At 67.0% G+C, this 17,203-nt stretch carries 19 protein-coding genes; 10 read left to right on the top strand and 9 right to left on the bottom strand.

Annotated elements, in window-relative coordinates; translation table 11 throughout:
- Positions 1 to 148: 148 nt before the first annotated feature.
- From rutA to AB7O82_RS26595, 5 genes are read left to right on the top strand one after another with little or no spacing between them, the layout of a single operon-like run.
- Positions 149 to 1,231, top strand: a complete 1,083-nt coding sequence (gene rutA / locus AB7O82_RS26615; RefSeq protein WP_428620558.1) for a pyrimidine utilization protein A — start codon at positions 149 to 151, stop codon at positions 1,229 to 1,231.
- A 3-nt stretch (positions 1,232 to 1,234) separates the two neighbouring features.
- Entirely contained in the window at positions 1,235 to 2,137 is a 903-nt protein-coding gene (locus AB7O82_RS26610; RefSeq protein ID WP_428620557.1) for an isopenicillin N synthase family dioxygenase, read from the top strand.
- A 3-nt stretch (positions 2,138 to 2,140) separates the two neighbouring features.
- On the top strand, positions 2,141 to 3,115 hold the full coding sequence (locus AB7O82_RS26605) for an ABC transporter substrate-binding protein (protein WP_428620555.1): 975 nt from the start codon (positions 2,141 to 2,143) through the stop codon (positions 3,113 to 3,115).
- A gap of 2 nt (positions 3,116 to 3,117) precedes the next feature.
- Positions 3,118 to 3,894 carry an ABC transporter ATP-binding protein gene (locus AB7O82_RS26600; protein ID WP_428620554.1) on the top strand — a complete coding sequence of 259 codons (777 nt, stop codon included), beginning with the start codon at positions 3,118 to 3,120 and terminating at the stop codon, positions 3,892 to 3,894.
- A complete protein-coding gene (locus AB7O82_RS26595) occupies positions 3,839 to 4,681 on the top strand; it encodes an ABC transporter permease (RefSeq protein ID WP_428620552.1) in 843 nt (280 codons plus the stop codon). Before AB7O82_RS26600 ends, AB7O82_RS26595 begins: the two co-directional genes overlap by 56 nt.
- A 2-nt stretch (positions 4,682 to 4,683) precedes the next feature.
- Here AB7O82_RS26595 and AB7O82_RS26590 read toward each other — a convergent pair whose 3' ends face one another.
- From AB7O82_RS26590 to AB7O82_RS26580, 3 genes are read right to left on the bottom strand one after another with little or no spacing between them, the layout of a single operon-like run.
- A complete protein-coding gene (locus tag AB7O82_RS26590) occupies positions 4,684 to 5,487 on the bottom strand; it encodes an ABC transporter permease (protein WP_428620551.1) in 804 nt (267 codons plus the stop codon).
- Between the two features lie 2 nt (positions 5,488 to 5,489).
- Positions 5,490 to 6,320, bottom strand: a complete 831-nt coding sequence (locus AB7O82_RS26585) for an ABC transporter permease (protein WP_428552988.1) — start codon at positions 6,318 to 6,320, stop codon at positions 5,490 to 5,492.
- A complete protein-coding gene (locus AB7O82_RS26580) occupies positions 6,317 to 7,309 on the bottom strand; it encodes an ABC transporter ATP-binding protein (RefSeq protein ID WP_428552985.1) in 993 nt (330 codons plus the stop codon). Before AB7O82_RS26580 ends, AB7O82_RS26585 begins: the two co-directional genes overlap by 4 nt.
- A gap of 211 nt (positions 7,310 to 7,520) precedes the next feature.
- Between AB7O82_RS26580 and AB7O82_RS26575 the strand changes: the two genes are divergently transcribed.
- Both AB7O82_RS26575 and AB7O82_RS26570 read left to right on the top strand, forming a co-directional pair.
- Positions 7,521 to 7,844, top strand: coding sequence for a putative quinol monooxygenase (locus tag AB7O82_RS26575; protein WP_428552982.1), 324 nt, complete (start codon positions 7,521 to 7,523; stop codon positions 7,842 to 7,844).
- A 194-nt stretch (positions 7,845 to 8,038) separates the two neighbouring features.
- Positions 8,039 to 8,464 (top strand): YybH family protein, encoded by a 426-nt coding sequence (locus AB7O82_RS26570; protein ID WP_428552979.1) that lies wholly within the window; start codon positions 8,039 to 8,041, stop codon positions 8,462 to 8,464.
- A gap of 24 nt (positions 8,465 to 8,488) precedes the next feature.
- Here the strand turns inward: AB7O82_RS26570 and AB7O82_RS26565 are convergent, their stop codons facing one another.
- On the bottom strand, positions 8,489 to 9,472 hold the full coding sequence (locus AB7O82_RS26565) for an alpha/beta fold hydrolase (protein WP_428620560.1): 984 nt from the start codon (positions 9,470 to 9,472) through the stop codon (positions 8,489 to 8,491).
- Between the two features lie 103 nt (positions 9,473 to 9,575).
- Positions 9,576 to 10,502: an NmrA family NAD(P)-binding protein gene (locus AB7O82_RS26560; protein ID WP_428552977.1), complete on the bottom strand. Its 927-nt coding sequence runs from the start codon at positions 10,500 to 10,502 to the stop codon at positions 9,576 to 9,578.
- A gap of 135 nt (positions 10,503 to 10,637) precedes the next feature.
- Here AB7O82_RS26560 and AB7O82_RS26555 point away from each other — a divergent pair, with 135 nt between their 5' ends.
- Positions 10,638 to 11,282, top strand: a complete 645-nt coding sequence (locus tag AB7O82_RS26555) for a TetR/AcrR family transcriptional regulator (protein ID WP_428620549.1) — start codon at positions 10,638 to 10,640, stop codon at positions 11,280 to 11,282.
- Between the two features lie 15 nt (positions 11,283 to 11,297).
- Positions 11,298 to 11,672: a nuclear transport factor 2 family protein gene (locus tag AB7O82_RS26550; protein ID WP_428552972.1), complete on the top strand. Its 375-nt coding sequence runs from the start codon at positions 11,298 to 11,300 to the stop codon at positions 11,670 to 11,672.
- A gap of 78 nt (positions 11,673 to 11,750) precedes the next feature.
- Here AB7O82_RS26550 and AB7O82_RS26545 read toward each other — a convergent pair whose 3' ends face one another.
- Positions 11,751 to 12,563, bottom strand: coding sequence for an SDR family NAD(P)-dependent oxidoreductase (locus AB7O82_RS26545; protein ID WP_428620548.1), 813 nt, complete (start codon positions 12,561 to 12,563; stop codon positions 11,751 to 11,753).
- A gap of 67 nt (positions 12,564 to 12,630) precedes the next feature.
- Between AB7O82_RS26545 and AB7O82_RS26540 the strand changes: the two genes are divergently transcribed.
- A complete protein-coding gene (locus AB7O82_RS26540; protein WP_428620547.1) occupies positions 12,631 to 13,635 on the top strand; it encodes an amidohydrolase family protein in 1,005 nt (334 codons plus the stop codon).
- Positions 13,636 to 13,853: 218 nt separating this feature from the next.
- Here the strand turns inward: AB7O82_RS26540 and AB7O82_RS26535 are convergent, their stop codons facing one another.
- From AB7O82_RS26535 to AB7O82_RS26525, 3 genes are all read right to left on the bottom strand, one after another.
- Entirely contained in the window at positions 13,854 to 15,182 is a 1,329-nt protein-coding gene (locus tag AB7O82_RS26535; RefSeq protein WP_428554146.1) for an NAD(P)/FAD-dependent oxidoreductase, read from the bottom strand.
- Between the two features lie 288 nt (positions 15,183 to 15,470).
- Entirely contained in the window at positions 15,471 to 15,980 is a 510-nt protein-coding gene (locus tag AB7O82_RS26530) for an Lrp/AsnC family transcriptional regulator (RefSeq protein WP_428620545.1), read from the bottom strand.
- A 38-nt stretch (positions 15,981 to 16,018) separates the two neighbouring features.
- The gene (locus AB7O82_RS26525) at positions 16,019 to 16,768 is read right to left on the bottom strand and encodes a haloacid dehalogenase type II (protein ID WP_428554150.1); all 750 of its coding nucleotides are present in this window, start codon (positions 16,766 to 16,768) and stop codon (positions 16,019 to 16,021) included.
- Between the last annotated feature and the right edge of the window lie 435 nt (positions 16,769 to 17,203).

Raw genomic sequence — 17,203 nt, 5'->3', positions numbered from 1 at the left:
ATGTGCCGGTCAATCTCGGCATGCAGGCGGCGAAAAGTTCGCGATTCCTGCCGAGCGGCATTTATGGGCCGCTGGAGCGGACCTTGCAGCAGTTCAATTTTTGGCTGCTCGAAAAATACCGGCAGGCTATGGCGGCCTGAGGCCCGGCATGGAAGTCGGCGTCTTCATACCGATCGGCAACAATGGCTGGCTGATCTCGACCACGTCGCCGCAGTACCTGCCGACCTTCGAGCTCAACCGGACGATCGTGCAGAAGGCCGAAGCCTACGGCCTCGACTTCGCGCTCTCGATGATCAAGCTGCGCGGCTTCGGCGGCGCCAGTCATTTCTGGGACTTCAACCTTGAGTCGTTCACCCTGATGGCGGCGCTGGCGCCAGTCACCAGGAGCATCAAGCTCTATGCTTCGGTCGGAACGCTCGCCGTGCCGCCGGCCATCGCCGCGCGCATGGCCGTTACCATCGACGAGGTCTCGGGTGGGCGGTTCGGCCTCAACATCGTCACGGGATGGCAGCGCGCCGAGTACGAGCAGATGGGCCTGTGGCCAGGTGAACTGCACTACGCCCGCCGCTACGAGCAGGCGGGTGAGTATGTCCGGATCATGCGCGAACTCTGGGAGACGGGCCGCAGCGACTTCAAGGGCGAGTTCTTCCAGATGGACGATTGCCGCCTGCTGCCGCAGCCCCGGGCGCCGATCCGCATCATCTGCGCCGGCCAAAGCGACGCCGGCATGCAATTCACTGCCCGCCATGGCGACGCGAACTTCTTCCAGGGAGTTGGGCTGAACACGCCAAAGGCGCATGCCGGCTCGACCGCCCGGCTCGCGGCTGCAGTGAGCGAGACCGGTCGCGACGTCGGCGCCTGCATTCTGTTCATGGTGATCGCCGACGAAACCAATGAAGCTGCCATGGCCAAGTGGCATCTCTACAACGATGGGCTCGACCGCGAGGCCGTGGGGTGGATGATCGGCCAGGCGCTGGCCGACGCCAATGCCCCTGCCACCTCGTCGTCGCGCAAGAAGGCGCTGCCGGAACGGCCGATCAACCTCAACATGGGCACGCTGGTCGGTTCGTACGCCAGCGTGGCGCGCATGCTCGACGAAGCGGCGTCGGTGCCCGGCACCAGCGGCCTGATGCTCTGCTTCGACGATTTCGTCGATGGCATCGAGGTGTTCGGCCGGCGCATCCAGCCACTGATGCGCTGTCGACAGGGTGTCACGGCGATGGCGGGCTGAGACGTGCTGCCGGTCATCGACATTTCGACCATTGATGCGCGAGAAGGCCGGGTGATCCGGGCTGCGTGCCGGGAGTACGGCTTCTTCTATATCGCGGGTCATGGCGTGCCGCAGGACCTGATCAAGGCCACGCTCGCGCAGGCCAAGGCGCTGTTCGCGTTGCCAATCGAGGCCAAGACCCTACTGCACATGAAGCACTCCAGGGCGGCGCGCGGCTATTCGCCGGTAGGCGGGCAGGTGCTCGACCCCGGCAAGCCCGCCGACCTGAAGGAGAGCTTTTATGTCGGGCCGGAACTCGCGGAGGACCATCCATACGTGCGGGCCGGGCACTTCAACTGCGGCGCCAACCAGTGGCCGGCACTTCCCGGCTTTCGGCCGGCGATGGAGAGCTACATCGATGCCATGGTGGTCGTTGCCGAGACGCTGATGCGCGGCATTGCGCTGGCGCTCGACCTGCCGGAGGATCACTTTGCGGACTTCTGCCAGGAGCCCGTCTGCACCTTGCGCCTGCTGCACTATCCGCCTCAGCCGGGGGACGCGTTGCGGCACCAGATCGGCGCCGGAGCGCACACCGACTTCGGGGCCATCACCATCCTGTGGCAGGACGCAGAGGGCGGCCTGCAGGTCCAGTCGCCCGACGGATGGATCGAGGCGACGCCGCTGCCGGGCACCTTCGTCGTCAATCTCGGTGACCTGATGGCGCGCTGGACCAATGGCCGCTTCCGCTCGACACGGCATCGCGTGATCAACGGCGGCGGCGACCGCTACTCGCTGCCCTTCTTCTACAACGGCCATCCCGAGCACCCGATCGTGCCGATCGAACCAGGCGAGGCGCCGCTCTTCGCGCCGACGACGGTCGAGCGGCACCTGCGTGAGATGTACCAGCGAAGTTACGGAACGGGGTGAGACATGAAGCGGATCGGATGGTTGGCGGCATTCCTGCTGATCGCGAACCCGGCGTGGGCCGGCGAGAAGGTGCGCTGGGTCAACGACTGGGTGGCCGGCGGCGACAAGGCATTCGTCTATATCGGCGTGCACAAGGGCTTCTTCGCCGCCGAAGGGCTCGATGTGGAGATCCAGTCCGGTCGCGGCAGCGCCGACGCCGTGACCAAGACGGCCTCGGGTGTCGCGGACCTGACGGCGGCGGGGATCGCCGCGCTGATGCAGGCGAGAGCCGAGACTGGTGCGCCGGTCAAGGCCGTCGCATCGATCTACACCAAGCAGCCGGACGCTATCTTCACGGCCGCGGGCGGGCCGATCGCGGCGCTGAATGATCTGCCGGGCCGCAAGGTGGCGACCGGCACCTTCTCCTCCTCCAACGTCATCTGGCCGCTGGTGCTGCAGGCCAACAAGGTCGATCCGGCGAAGATCGAGCTCATCAAGGTCGATCCGCCGGCGCTGGCGCCCATGCTCGCCGTCGGCAAGGTCGACGGCACCGTGAGCTGGATGACCAACGTGCCTCTGTTCGAGAAGGTGCTGGCCGCCAACGGAAAGCAGATCAAGGTCATTCCCTGGTTCGACTACGGTTTCCAGGGCTATGCCTACTCGCTGATGGCGAGCGAGAAGATGATCCGCGAGCGGCCGGAGACCGTGCGCAAGTTCGTGCGCGCCTATCGCAAGGCGCAGGAGGCGGGCCTTGCCGACCCCAGGCTCGCCGCCGTTTCGGTGAAGGCCTTTGCGCCCGAGATCGACGAAGCCGTGGCCGAGGGCCAGTGGAAGGCGTCGATTCCCCTGATGGTCAATGAGGTCAGCAAGCAGCACGGCATGGGGACCTTCGATCCGGCGCTCCTCAAGGAGACCTGGGTGTGGGTCGCCAGGTCCCTGAACATGCCGGCCGACAAGATCGATCCGCAGGGGGTGGTCGATCGCTCCTTCCTGCGATAGGCATGAATACGGTCATCCGCTTCGACGGTGTCGGCTGCGTCTTCCCTGTCGAGCGCGGTCCCGGCATCGCTGCGCTCGACGGCATCAGCCTCGATGTCGGCCGCCACGAATTCCTGGCGATCCTCGGTCCCTCGGGTTGCGGCAAGTCCACCCTGCTGCGGTTGGCCGCCGGGTTGATCGCGCCGACCGCCGGACGGGTCAGCATCTACGGTCGCCCCGTCAAAGAGCCACCCGACGAGATCGGCATCGTCTTCCAGCGGCCGGTCCTGCTGCCCTGGTTCGACGTGCTGGGAAACGCCACCTTCCCGATGAGACACAAGTACGGCGCGGTGAGCCATGTCGAGCTGGCTCGCGCGCGCGATCTCCTGGCGCTGGTCGGGCTCGCGGAGTTCGCCCATCGCCGCATCGACGAGTTGTCGGGCGGCATGCAGCAGCGCGTGGCGATCGCCCGTACCCTGCTGCTCGATCCCGACATCCTGCTGATGGACGAACCGTTCTCGGCGCTGGATGCCCTCACGCGCGACGAGATGGCGTTCGAGCTGCTGCGCATCTGGGAGGGGCGGCCCAAGACGGTGCTCTTCATCACCCACTCCATTCCTGAGGCCGTGCTGGTAGCCGACCGGCTCGTCATCATGACGCCGCGTCCCGGCCGGGTCCGCGAGATCCTGGAGGTGCCGCTGCCGCGCCCGCGCAGCCTCGCTACCTTGTCCGATCCGATCTTCCATGACCTTGCAAACGACATCCGTCGCCGCCTCTTCTCCGGCCGCCAAGCCGCCTAGCAAGGTGCTGGTGGAGCTCGCGCGCCGCTTCGCCGCGCCGCTGACGTTCCTCGGCCTGATCGCGCTGTGGGAGACGGGTTGCCGCCTGTTCGACGTGAAGGCCTTCCTGTTGCCGGCACCATCGGCGATCCTGGCGAGCTTCACCGGTCTCTCGTGGTCGGTGTGGCTTGGCCACGTCTGGGCGACGCTCAGCGTCGCCGCGACCGGCTACGTAGCGGCGGTCGTCATCTCGGTGCCGCTCGGCATGGCGCTCGCCTCGTGGACGCTTCTGTCGCGCACCCTCTATCCCCTTCTGGTCGTGGTGCAGTCGACTCCCGTGGTCGCCGTGGCGCCGATCATCGTGGTGATGTTCGGCACCGATGATCTGCCGCGCGTCGTCATCACCTTCATGATCACCTTCTTCCCCATCATGGTCTCGACCGTCACGGGGCTGACGGCGACGCCGGCGGAGATGATCGAGATGTCCCGCGCCCTGCGTGCCAGCCGCCATCGCCAGATGCTGCATATCCGGCTGCCCTATGCGCTGCCCTACATGTTCAGCGCCTTCCGCGTCTCGACGACACTGTCCCTGATCGGCGCCGTTGTGGCCGAGTTCGCCGCTGCCGAGCGGGGGCTAGGCTACCTGATCTTCTTCTCGACGTCGTTCTTCAAGGTGCCGCAGGCCTTCGCCGCTCTGAGCCTGCTGGTCGCTCTGAGCCTGGTCCTCTTCCGCTCGGTCGACGTGATCCAGCGCTGGCTGTTCCCATGGTCCTTGGGTCAGGCCTCGGCGGGGACCGCGGCTGGCTGACCTCAGCTGCCAGTCGACGCGTAACGCGCCATGCCGGCGCGCCAGGCCAGGAACGACAAGCCGAGGAACGCGAAGCCCGCGGCCGGCGCGATCGGCAGAAGCCAGTCCGGCGCTCCGAGTGGATCCGGCCGCTTCAGGATGGCGAGCGCCGGGTAGTAGGCCACGCAGGCGAGCGGCACGCCGAAGGTGAGGAGCCGCCGGAACCAGGCGGCATAGATGTTGAGGGGATACTGCGCTGCCTGGACGCCGCCATAGGTGAGCACGTGCGCGATCTCGAGACTTTCGACGGTCCAGAAGGCAAGCGTGGCCTGCAGGACCAGGATCCCGCTGAACAGCGCCACGCCGCCGGCGACCGCCCACAGGGCGGTGGCGATCGCGGCCGCATTCCAGTCGATCGGGACTAGAGAGCTCGCGAGGATCAGGACGGCGAAGGCCTGCACGAACCGTCCCAATCGCGACAGTCGGACCTCGTGGCCTGCGAGCTGCAGCGCGGCGGCGCGCGGTCGCAGCAGAAGCCGGTCGAAGGCGCCGGTACGCACGAAGTCCGTCCCGAACACCTCGAAGCCCCGGGTGAGCAGGTCGGCGAGCGAGAACATGATGTTGACCAGCGCGTAGAACAGGGCGGCCTCGCCGAACGACCAGCCACCCACCGGGCCGAAGCGATCGAACAGCGCGAAGATTCTCAGGATCTCGATCGCCGTCGCCGCGCAGTGGCCAGCGGTGAGCAACAGGGTCGCCGCCGGATACTGCGCCTGTGCGCGCAGCGAGGTCACGGCATAGCGGCCATAGAGGGCGAACGCGTTCATGGTCAGCCGCCCTGCATCTCGAGCCGGCGCATCATGCGCTCCATGGCCAGCCGGCCGAGGCCTATCAGCACCACGGTCCAGCCCGCCTGAAGGGCCAGGCCCTGCAGCGCCGCGCCGCCCCGCAGATCGGCGAAGTAGATGCGGAACGGAATGTCGACGAGCCCGGCGAAGGGTTGCACGTGCAGGAATGGCCGCAGGGCGTCGGGAAAGAAATCGAGCGGCAGAAGGGAGCCGGAAAAGACGATCACCAACGGCGTCAGGACGGCGTTCACGCCGCGCTCGTTGAGCGAGGCGGCGACGATGATGTTCGCCAGCATGAGGACGGCCGCGCCGAGCGCCGTCATGAGCACGAAGGCGGGGATGAACAGCAACGCCGCCGCCATGCCCGACGGCGGCCGCCATGCCCAGGCACCGAGACCCACGAGCGGCAGGACGAGGCCTGCCGTCAGGATCATCAGTGCTGCGCGCGGCGCGGCGCGGGCGAGCATCCATCCGAGCGTGCGGGCATACCAGTAGCCGTAGGCGTCGAGCGGACGCAGCCGGTCGTAGCCGACGCCGCCGGTGCGCACCGCCTGTCCGATCTCCGGGTCGGCGACCCAGGGCAGCAGCGCCAGCAGCGCCTGGCCCAGCCACACATAGGTGACGGCATCGGCGAGGCTGATCGGCGCCGCCGCCGCGTGGACGCCATAGAAGGCGGCGAAGACCATGATCCTGAGGGCGCCCCACCAGCATTGCGTGCCGAAGCCCGCCAGTGCTGCGGCGCGGTACTGCAGCATCAGCTGGAAGCGCGCGCGGAAGGCCGCGAGATAGGGCCGCATCGCCTGCATCGTCATGCCTCGCGAGCGTCGTGCAGGTCGTAGAAGCGCGCGATCACCTCCTCGATGGCGGGCTCGTCGACATGAATGTCGTCGACGGCGTGCCGGGTTGTGATGGCGGCAATCAGTTTGGGGGTGGGGATGTCCGCCGGATCGAAGGCGAGCTCGAGCGAGCGTTCGGTGCGGGCACGGACCGTGACGCCCGGCATCTCGAATTCGGGCGCGGGACCGGCGAAGTCGACATGGAGCCGTCGCTCCGCCAGAACGCCGGCGCGCAGGCTCGCGAAAGGGCCGTCGGTGAGCAGGCGTCCCTGGCCGATGACGATGACGCGCTCGGCCAGCGCCTCGACATCGTGCATGTCGTGGGTGGTGAGCAGCACCGTCACGCCCTGCTCGCGGTTCAGCTGTCGCACGAAGGCGCGCACGGCGAGCTTGGAGGGCGCATCGAGCCCGATGGTCGGCTCGTCGAGGAACAGGATGGCGGGATCGTGCAGCAGGGCGGCGGCGAACTCCGCCCGCATCCGCTGGCCGAGCGAGAGCTGGCGTACCGGCTGGTCGAGCAACGGCTCGAGCCGCAGCATGGCGACGAGCTCGTCGCGCCGCCGGCGATAGCGGGCTGGCTCGACGCGATAGATGTCGGCCAGCAGATCGAAGCCGTCGATGACGGGCAGGTCCCACCAGAGCTGGCTGCGCTGGCCGAACACCACGCCGATGCGCGCCACGTGTCGTATACGGTTCTCATAGGGAACGAGGCCGCCCACCTCGACCCGGCCGCTGGTCGGCCGCAGGATGCCCGACAGGATCTTCACGGTCGTGGACTTGCCCGCGCCGTTGGGGCCGATGAAGGCCAGCAGCTCGCCCGCCTCGAGGCTGAAGGAGACGTCGGCCAGGGCATGGACCTCCCGCCACCGCCGGCGAACGAGGCCGCTCAGCGCTCCGGCCAACCCGGGCGCACGTTCGGCGACGCGATAGGTCTTGGCCAGCGCCTCGACGAGGATCTGGAGCATGGGCGGCCATCCGCCGGTTGGTCGAAAAAGGGCGGGAACCTATCCGGGGGCCGCCGCGGGGTCAATCGCGTGGTGTGTGAATCCGGCGCCGGATGCCATCGGAAGTGTCGTGTCCCGGCGTCATTTGCCCAGTTTTTCCGTGAAACCCGGATGGGTCGCCCGGCATTACCACCCTTTGGAGCAAACCCATGCACACACGGAGGAGCCAGTCATGACGACCCTCAATACCGACAGTGGCGTGGTGACACTGATCAATACCTTCACTGTCGCGCCAGATAACGTGGACGACCTCCTCGAGGTCCTGTCGCGGGCGACCGAGCAGACCATGCGCCACATGCCTGGCTTCATCTCGGCGAGCTTCCATGTCGCCGACGATCGCCGCCATGTCGCCAATTACGCGCAGTGGCGCAGCAAGGCCGACTTCGAGGCGATGCTCAACAGTCCCGTGGCGCAGAAGCACATGAAGGAAGCGGCAGGCATCGCCAAGTCGGCACAGCCCTTGATCTATTCGCTGTGTCAGACCTACGAAGCCTGACGTGTCGGACCCATGCGACTGTTGCATGCTCAGACTACCGGATGGCGGGAGGGAGAATCCGCGCCTGCGTCGGTTGTCGCGCAGGCCGACAGATTCCATGTCCCCGAACCGGCGGATCGGTCGAAGAAGTCGACGAAGACTACCGCGTGAACGCGACGATCGACCGACCATCATCAACAGACTGGGAGTCGAGAATGGGCGCTCCTTCCCCTGAACTTTGCAATCTCTGGCTGGCGCGCGCCTTCAATGCGCAGGACGTCGATGCCGCGGCGGCGATGTACCATCCCGAGGCCTCGATCGTTCAGATCGACGATATCCACGGCGGTTCCACCATCGCCCGCGGCGCGGCGGGCATCCGCAAAACGATGGCGGCCTATATCGGCCTGAAGCCGCATATGGATGTCGTGACCCATCATACGACGATCGCCGGCGACTTCGCGATGACGCGATCGCAATGGCTGATCAGGGGCACCGACAAGGACGGCAAGCCGACCGAGGTACATCACCACGGCATGGAGGTCCATCGCCGGCTGCCCGACGGCACGTGGGTGTTCTTCATGGATCACCCATCCGGCGCCGATCCGAGCTGGGCAATCGAAGCGCCGCCGCACACCGAGTAGTCAATCGCATGGTAGTGGGTGCGGTCAGCCGGGCAAGGTGCGGAGGAAATCCAGGATCGCGGCATTGACCTCGGCCGGCCGCTCCTGCTGGGTCCAGTGGCCGCAGCCCGGCAGCATCACCGTGTTGCGCAGCCCGGGGACGAAGCGCTTGAGGTTGGCCAGCAGCTGATCCATGCCGGGGAAGGCGACGACAATGTCGCGATCACCGGCGACGTAGAGCGCCGGCACCGTCACCGGGGCACCGGCGAAGGGCGCCAGCAGCTGCCAGTTGCGGTCGATGTTGCGATACCAGTTCAGCGGGCCACTGAAGCCGGTGCGCCGAAACTCGGCCGCATAGAAGTCGATGTCGCGTTCGCTCAGCCATTGCGGCAGTGTCGCCGGCGCCGCCGCCCCTCGCAGGAAACCGCCGCCTCGCGGCACCATGCCGATGCTGCCACCGGCTTCCGCACCTCCACCGCGCGTCGCGTCGCCCGAGGCGCCGAAGAGCATGTTGCGCAGCGTCGCGCGCGGATCGCGTTCGAACTCCGCTTCGGCAGGCCCGGGCTCCTGGAAGTAGAGCTGATAGAACTGGGCATCAGCCGTTCGCGGCATGACGCTGGTCGGTGGCACCGGGCCGCGCGGCCGGAACGGAACGCTGAGCGCCACGATCGCCCGGAAGCGGTCGGGACGCAGCAGCGCGGCATGCCAGGCGACCGTCGCGCCCCAGTCGTGGCCGACGAGGACGGCGGTCCGAGCCCCGAGCGCGTCGAGGATGCCCACGAGGTCGCCGACCAGATCGAAGATCGTGTAGCGGTCGATGGCTGCCGGCCGGTCGCTTTTGCCGTAGCCGCGCATGTCGGGCGCCACGGCGTGGAAGCCCGCCGCGGCCAGCGCACCAAGCTGGTGGCGCCAGGAGTACCAGGATTCGGGGAAGCCATGGCACAGCAGCACCAGCGGTCCCTTGCCCTGCTCGGCAATGCTGAGCCGGATGCCGTTGGTCTCGATGATCCGTTGCGTCAGCTCGTTCATGGTGGCCTCCTTCTTGAGGGGGTCGGCGAGCGCCTCCGGGCGCATCACGAGCGGAAGCAGGGGAGCGATCAGCAGGTGTCGTCTGTGCATAGCAGACTCCCTTCTAGGCGGTCCTGGCCATGTCGATTTTCAACGCGTCCTTCTCCTCCTGGAGGAACGTCTCGAAGGTCTTGGGTTTCGCGCCGCCCACGGTCTCGATCGTGTCGCTGACCTTGAACGTCTGCGGTTGCTGGGCAAAGCCGCGCAACGTGCGCCAGAGGTTGGAGAGGTGCTCGACCGCGTGCCGAGATGCGCCGCGGGCGAGGGCGCCGCTCTGCCACTCCTGGTCCGAGATTTCCTCGTATCGCAGCTCGCGCCCGAGCGTCCGCTGGAAGGCCGCGATGATTTCCCGAAACGAGATGACCTCACCGATCAACGGGAAGGCGGAGCCGGCCGGCACCGAGGCTGTGGCGAGCAGGCCGACCGCGACCCGTGCCACGTCCTCGGCCGCGACGAGCGCGATCCTTGCGTCGAGACGATTGCCCCAGGGCAGCCGAATCGTTCCCTCGGCCGACTGGTTCAGGCGGAAGAGCACCCGGAGATTTTCGTAAAAGACCGTGGCCCTGACATGCGTCGCCCCGATCCCGGCCCATTCGAAGACCTGCTCGGACAGGTAGTTCTGCCGCATGCGCGGCGTCGGGGCGTCGGGCGACGATATCAGCATCTCGAGATCGACGAGCCGGGAGACGCCTGCTTCGCGGGCGGCAACGGCCATCGCCGCCGTCGCGTCGAGCAGACCGTCCTGGACCGGGTAGGCGAAGTAGATCGACGAGACGCCGCGAGCCGCGCGCTGGACAGAGCGGATGTCGAGAAAGTCGCCGTCGACCACCTCCGCGCCGAGGCGGCGCAATCGCTCCGATCGTTCGTCGATGCGATGGACGAAGGCGCGCACCGGGATGCCGCGGGCGAGCAGCATTTCGGCGACGTGCCGGCCGGTCCGGCCTTGCTGCCCGCCCGAGGCGCCTGTGACGAGAACCTTTCCAGGGGTCATGTCCAAATCCTTTCCCTCGCGTTCGCCCCTTGCCGATGCGGGCCCTGATCGGCATCGGGCTGTCGTCGGTCAGTACCGAGTGGTACTGTCGATAACCGAGTTGGGTACCGCACGGTACTGTGTCAAGGGAGGGTCGTGACGAAATCGACATCCAGGCAATCCCGGCCGGATTCCGGCGAATCGGCGGTCCGCCAGCGCATTCTCTCGGCAGCCTTCAGGGCTTTCACCGAAGGCGGCTATGCGGGCACCAGCACGCTCGAGATCGCCACGCGCGCGCAGGTCTCGAAGGCGACGCTCTACGCCCTCGTGGGCAACAAGCAGGAGATACTGGCGGCCTGCATCGGCGCGCGGGTAAGGCGGCTGCGGGTGCCCGTCGATCTGCCGAGGGCGCTGGATCGTGAGGCGCTCGCGGATGTGCTGACGGCCTTCGGAACGCAGTTCCTGACCGAGATCAGCGATCCCGCCGTTGTCGCCGTGTTCCGGCTCGCCATCGCCGAGGCCACGCGCGCGCCGGAGGTCGCGCGGGCCGTGGACTCCATAGGCGGCGAGGCGATCCGAACCGCCTTGCGATCGATCCTTTCCCAGGCCCGGTCGTCTCGATTGCTCGACGGCGAGCCTGCTCAGATGGCCGAGCATTTCACCGGGTTGCTGTGGGGCAACCTGATGGTTGGCCTTTTGCTGGGCGTGGCCGACCGGCCGAGCCCGCGCGAGTTAGCGCGCCGCGCCCGCGCCGCCGCCGATGCCATTCTGGGAAACTATGGACTCGCGCAAAGCAAATGACCGCCGGAGCAAGCGATGGATGAGTGCTCAACAAGCATCGCCCTCTCGTTCAACGATTGCATCAATCGACGCGATCTCAAGGGGCTCGCGGCCCTGATGGCCGATCGCCATGTGTTCATCGACTCGGCCGACAACACAATCTCGGGCAAGTCTCGCTGCATCGAGGCATGGCGGGGATTCTTCGCGTCCTTTCCCGACTACCGCAATCAACTCGAAAGAGTGTTCCCGCCCGGCGAGACGGTCGTCCTCGTCGGCTACTCGGTCTGCTCTGACCTGCGCCTGGCGGGCGCCGCCCTGTGGACCGCGACGATCGAGAATGCGCGGGTCGCCGAGTGGCGCGTGTACGAGGATACGAGCGAGAATAGAAAGCGCCTCGCAATCGACGATTAGACAGCGGTTGATTCAAGTGGGAGCCGCAGCCTAAGGCGCCGGGCTTGGCCTCAGGCTTGGCAGACCAGGGTTTTCACGTCACCGGGCGGCAGGATCCCACGGCCAGTAGCGGGCGATCGCGCCGGCATCGATGCGCAGGTCGGTGCCGGTCATCATCGCGGCGTCCGACGACACGATGAAGGTGGCGGCGCGGCCGTAGTCGCTGGGCGATGGCAGCTTCTGCATCGGGATGCGGCTGCGAAACATCTCGAAAACCGGCTTGGCGGCCGATAGATCGGGCGCCGGCCGGCCCCAGCGCTGGGCGCGCTCCACCGATTCCGAGGGATCGGTCGCAGTCGGCGTCAGGCTGTTGACGCGGATGCCGTGCTTTGCGAGTTCCATCGCTGCCGAGCGCGTGAAGTTGAGCATGCCGCACTTGGCGGTCGAGTAGCCGATATTGTCGGGCTCGCCCTGGTGGCCCGCGGTCGAGACGATGTTGAGGATGCTGCCGCGCACTTGGCGCTCGATCATCGATTGCGCGACATGCTTGGTGAACAGGAAGGCGCCAGTCAGGATCACGTCGATCTGCTTGCGCCACTGGTCGAGCGGCATGGTGAGCACGCCCTTCCTGTTGAACACGACGGCATTGTTCACCAGCACGTCGATCCGGCCGAAGGTGTCGCACGCCTTCTGCACCGCGGCGGTTACCGCGTCCTGGTCGGTGACGTCGCAGGTGATGCCGAGTGCCTTGCCGCCGATGCTCTTCAGGTAGTTGGCGCAGTCCGTCGCATTGGCGGCCAGCGCATCGACGCAGACCAGCGCGGCGCCTTCGGCGGCCAGTCCTTCGGCGATGCCGCCGCCGATGTTGGGGCTGGTACCGGTGACGAGGGCGACTTTGTCTTTGAGTTTCATGCCATCTCCCATAACGTCGACGCCTCGAGTTTTCGGGCAGGATACATCAAGGGCATCGAGGGAACGAATGACGACGGGCGCGACTGACATCCACACCCACATCGTGCCGGCGAGCTTTCCCGCCTATGCCGGTCGCCATGCCGATGTACGCTGGCCGTCGATGGCGCCGGCGCACGACTGTCACCATTGCAACGTCATGATCGCCGGCAAGGTGTTTCGCACCGTCAGCGACCATTGCTGGAGCCTGGAACGGCGCCTCGAGGTGATGGAGGCGGCGCGGGTCGAGCGCCAGGTGCTGTCGCCGATGCCGGAGCTGCTGTCCTACTGGCTGGAAGCGGAGGATGCCGAGTCGCTCGGGCGCCACGTCAACGACTCCATCGCGACCATGGTGGCCGACGGCAAGGGACGCTTCGCCGGCCTCGGCATGGTGCCAATGCAGGATCCCGACCGCGCGGCCGCCGAGCTCGAGCGGCTGATGGCGATGGGCTTCAAGGGCGTGGAGATCGGCACCAACGTCAACGGCGTGTCGATCGGCGACAAGCGCTATGCCGCCTTCTTCGCCACGGCCGAGCGGCTCGGCGCGGCGATCTTCGTGCATGCCTTGCATCCCGCCGGCACGGAACGGCTGGTCGGCCCGCCCAACATGCCGGCGCTTGCGCTGTTTCCCTGCGAGACCTCGACGGCGATCGTGTCGCTGATGATGGGCGGCATCATCGGCCGCCATCCGCAGCTTCGTATCGCCTTCAGCCATGGCGGCGGCGTGTTCGGCCTGGTGCTGCCGCGCTTCATGCACGGCTGGAAGCTGGTGCCCGGCATGAAGGAGGCGACCGGCGGCTCGCCGGCCGAGATGGCGCGCCGGCTCTACTACGACACGCTGGTCTACGACGCCGACACCTTGCGGTTCCTGATCGAGCGCTTCGGCATCACCCAGCTCTGCATCGGCACCGACCATCCCTTCACCATCGAGGAGACCGAGCCGGTAGCCGCGGTGGAGAGGCTCGGCCTGTCGGCGGCCGACCAGGCCTTCGTCCTGTCGGGCAATGCCCGGCGCTTCCTGGGCGAGGGTGCGTGAGCGCGCCTCTAATTTTCCTCCCCAGCGAAGCTGGGGAGGTGTCTGCGCAATCGCGGACGGAGGGGTCATGCGCTGGGAGCGCGCCACTCCGATGGCGCTCATGGGATGTGTGATCGACAAGAAGAGCGCCATCGGCGTGGCGCGCTCCCAGCGACGACCCCTCCGTCGCCGTAAGACGGCGACACCTCCCCAGCTCCGCTGGGGAGGAGCATGAGAGCTCACATCAAGCCCGGCTCGCCGAGATCGGTTCCATCGACGAGGCGGCTGTAGCGGAAGGGCTGCGGATCGACGATCGGCGGGTCGCCGGCGACGATGTCGGCCGCCAGGCGCCCGGCGCCCGGGCCGATGCCGAAGCCGTGGCCGCTGAAGCCGGCGGAGACGTGCAGGCCGGGCAGCTTGTCGATGGCCGAGATCACCGGCAGCCAGTCCGGGGTGAAATCGATCAGGCCGCCGTACTTGTGCATGATCTTCAGGTTGGCGAGCTCGGGGTAGATCTCGCCGATGCGTTTCAGGGCGAAGCTGACGAGCTTTTCCTGCGCCGGCGGGTCGTAGGTGCGCATGCGTTCGAACGGCGAGACCGTGTCGTTGCTCCAGCGCAGCAGCGCCTCGGGGCCGTCGAAGAACGAGCGCCCGGCGCGGATGGTCAGGAGCTTGTACCGCTTCTTGAAGGTGCGCCAGAACGGCCTGGCATACATCAGGCCCTGCGGCGTGAGCTCGAGCAGGCCGCGCCCGCTGATGCCGATCGTGTAGCCGCCGTCGAGCCGGCGCCGGAACGTGACGTCCGGCGTCGAGATGCCGCCCTCGGTGATCTGCGGCGCCGGGGCAGTGAAGAACGAGGTCGAGCGCACGCCGGCCAGCGGCAGGTCGATGCCGTGATGGCGGCAGAACATCGAGGTCCAGGCTCCACCGGCGACCAGCACGGTGCTGGTGCGGATAGTGCCCTTCTCGGTGGCGACGCCGGAGACGCGGCCCGCCGAGGTCTCGAGCCCGCGCGCGGCGCAACCCTGGTGGATGGTGACGCCCCGCCGGCGCGCCCCTTCGGCGATCGCCGGCACGGCAAGCGCTGGCTCGGCCCTGCCGTCGGTCGGTGAGTGGATGCCGCCGATCCAGTTGCCGGTGCTGCCCGGCGTCATCGCCTTGGCCTCGGCTGCCGAAAGTACGTGGCTGCGCATCTGCCGCTCGCGGGCAGAGTCGACCCAGCGCGTCCAGGTGTCGAGGTCGGACGGGTTGGTCGTCACATAGACCAACCCGGTGCGCCGGAAGCCGGTCTCGGCACCCAGCTCCTCGTTCATGCCGTTCCACATCTCGACCGCGCGCTGCGCCAGCTCCAGTTCGCGCAGGTCGCGATTCTGCTGCCGGCACCAGCCCCAGTTGCGACTGGACTGCTCGCCGGCGACGTAACCTTTCTCCACCACCGCCACGGAGTGCCCCTTCTTGGCGAGGTTGTAGGCAGCGGTGATGCCTGCGACGCCGCCGCCGATCACGACGACATCGGCAGAAGGGGGCAGCTTTTCGTCGCTGGGGATGCGGGTGACCGGGGGTGACATCGGCGTTGGTCCTCGAGGGCGGGAACTACTCGGAAACTGCGATCCGCTTTACCTCACAAGTCGCTCGCCTGCACGGGCAGTCTCGGAGAGCGCGACGATCGCGCGCGCACTTCGATTCTTCTCCTCCCCAGCTTTGCTGGGAGGTGTCTCGGTAGTCCGAGACGGAGGGGTCATGAGCCACAGTCGCGGTGCTCATGACCCCTCCGTCGCCGTAAGATTGCTGGGAGCGCACCACTCATATGCGCCAACTTTTCCCTTCGACTTCGCACCCAGCCATGACCTCAGAACTCACGGCTCGGGCTGCACGACCAGGTCCCCGAGCGGGTAGCCCAGGCCGCGCTTGACCTGCTTGATGGTGACGTAGCTGAAGTACTTCTCGACGCCGAGGTCGCGGTCGAGCAGGTCCTCGACGACAGTCTGGTAGTCGTGGATGTCGCGGGCGATGAACTGCGCCAGGTAGTCGTAGCCGCCGGTCACCAGGAAGCAGTTGAGGATCTGCGGGATCTCCTGGATGCCGCGCTCGAACTTCAGGAAATCCTCGCGACGGTGGTTGCCCAGGGTGATCTCGGTGAACACCACGATGTTGCCGCAGATGCGGTCGATCTCGAGCCGCGCGCCGTAGCCGCTGATGTAGCCCGCCGCCTCCATGCGTCGTACGCGCTGCATGCAGGGCGTGGCCGACAGCCCGACCTTGTCGGCCAGCTCCAGGTTGCTGATGCGTCCGGCGGCCTGCAGCGTCGCCAGGATCTTGAGGTCCAGCCTGTCGAGCCGGATCGTGCCGCCACCCCTTTGCTTCATGCCCCCCTCGTTGCCTCGCGCGGGCCGTCCGCCGCGCGCTACGCAGATTCGCCGCGAAGGTGGGCCTGATGCAAGACCACGAAATCGGCCATGCTGCCGACCTCCATGTCGGGCGTCGTCAGCGCGCCCTTGGCCTGCGGCGCGGGCGTGGCGCCCCAGCCGCCGTCCGTCTTGCGCCGGTTGATCCACATCGTGGCCAGGCCGACGGTGCGTGCCGGGACGACGTCGTGGAAGATGCTCTGGGCGGTATGCAGGATGTCGGCCTTCCGGGTGGCGAAGGTGCGTTCCAGGTCGGCCAGCGCGTATTCGAAGTTGCGCAGGCTGGGCTTGTAGGAGCCAACGTCCTGGGCGGTGATGATGCGATCGAAGGCGACCCCCAGCTTCTCGTTGCTGCGCGCGAAGGAGGCGCGATCGACGTTGGAGAGGATCACCAGCTTGTAGTAGCGCTTGAGGTACTGCAGCGAGGTGGCGCTGTCGGCGAAGGCCGGCCAGCGTCCGACCGATTGGCCGAACTCGGTGGCGTCGGCGGCGCCGGCCTTGATGCCCCATTGGTCGGCCAGGCGGCGGTGCGCCTCGGCCAGGATGTCCGGGTAGAGCTTGCCCGGCGTCTCTGCCTCGCAGGTCGCCTCGGTGGTGCCGAACACCTCGAGGATGGCGTTGTCGTCGAGGTCCCTGCGCCCGTTGCGGTCCACCCATGGGCGCAGCTCGGCCAGAATGCCACGTTCCCAGTCGATCAGGGTGCCGTAGCAATCGAAGGTCAGGGTGTTGAACTTGGTGAGGTCGGGCATCGGGCTCTCCAGGTCTGCGGCCGGGACGGCGACCCTAGCGTCGGCGGCGCGTGAACGGGCACCAAATGGGCGGCGGCGTGCAGTGAGATTCACTGGCGCGAGGCTCTCGAACAGTGATTCTCCTCATGTTTGGACCGCGGGCGCCTCGCCCGCTCTTCTCATGAATCATGAGCGGGCGAGACGCCCGCGGCCCGAACATTAGAAGAGCGGGCAGGCACCCGCCGCCCCTTTATGACGATCTCAGCCATTGCGAGCAGCGGGCAAGTCGATCAGCGGCGCCACACGTTCCATGTCCTGGCGCATCTGGTCGAGTAGCCAGTGGCGGGCTTCCTCGCTTTGCGATGAGTTGACTGATTGCTATATTGCTAGCATTCTAGGAATGCAATGGACGACGAGGAGGTCAAGCAATTCAATGTGTATCTGCCGGTCCGGCTG

It is taken from the genome of Reyranella sp. (genome assembly GCF_050185545.1).
In the GTDB taxonomy this organism is placed as follows: Bacteria; Pseudomonadota; Alphaproteobacteria; order Reyranellales; family Reyranellaceae; genus Reyranella.
This window is presented reverse-complemented; position numbering and strand designations above follow the sequence as displayed.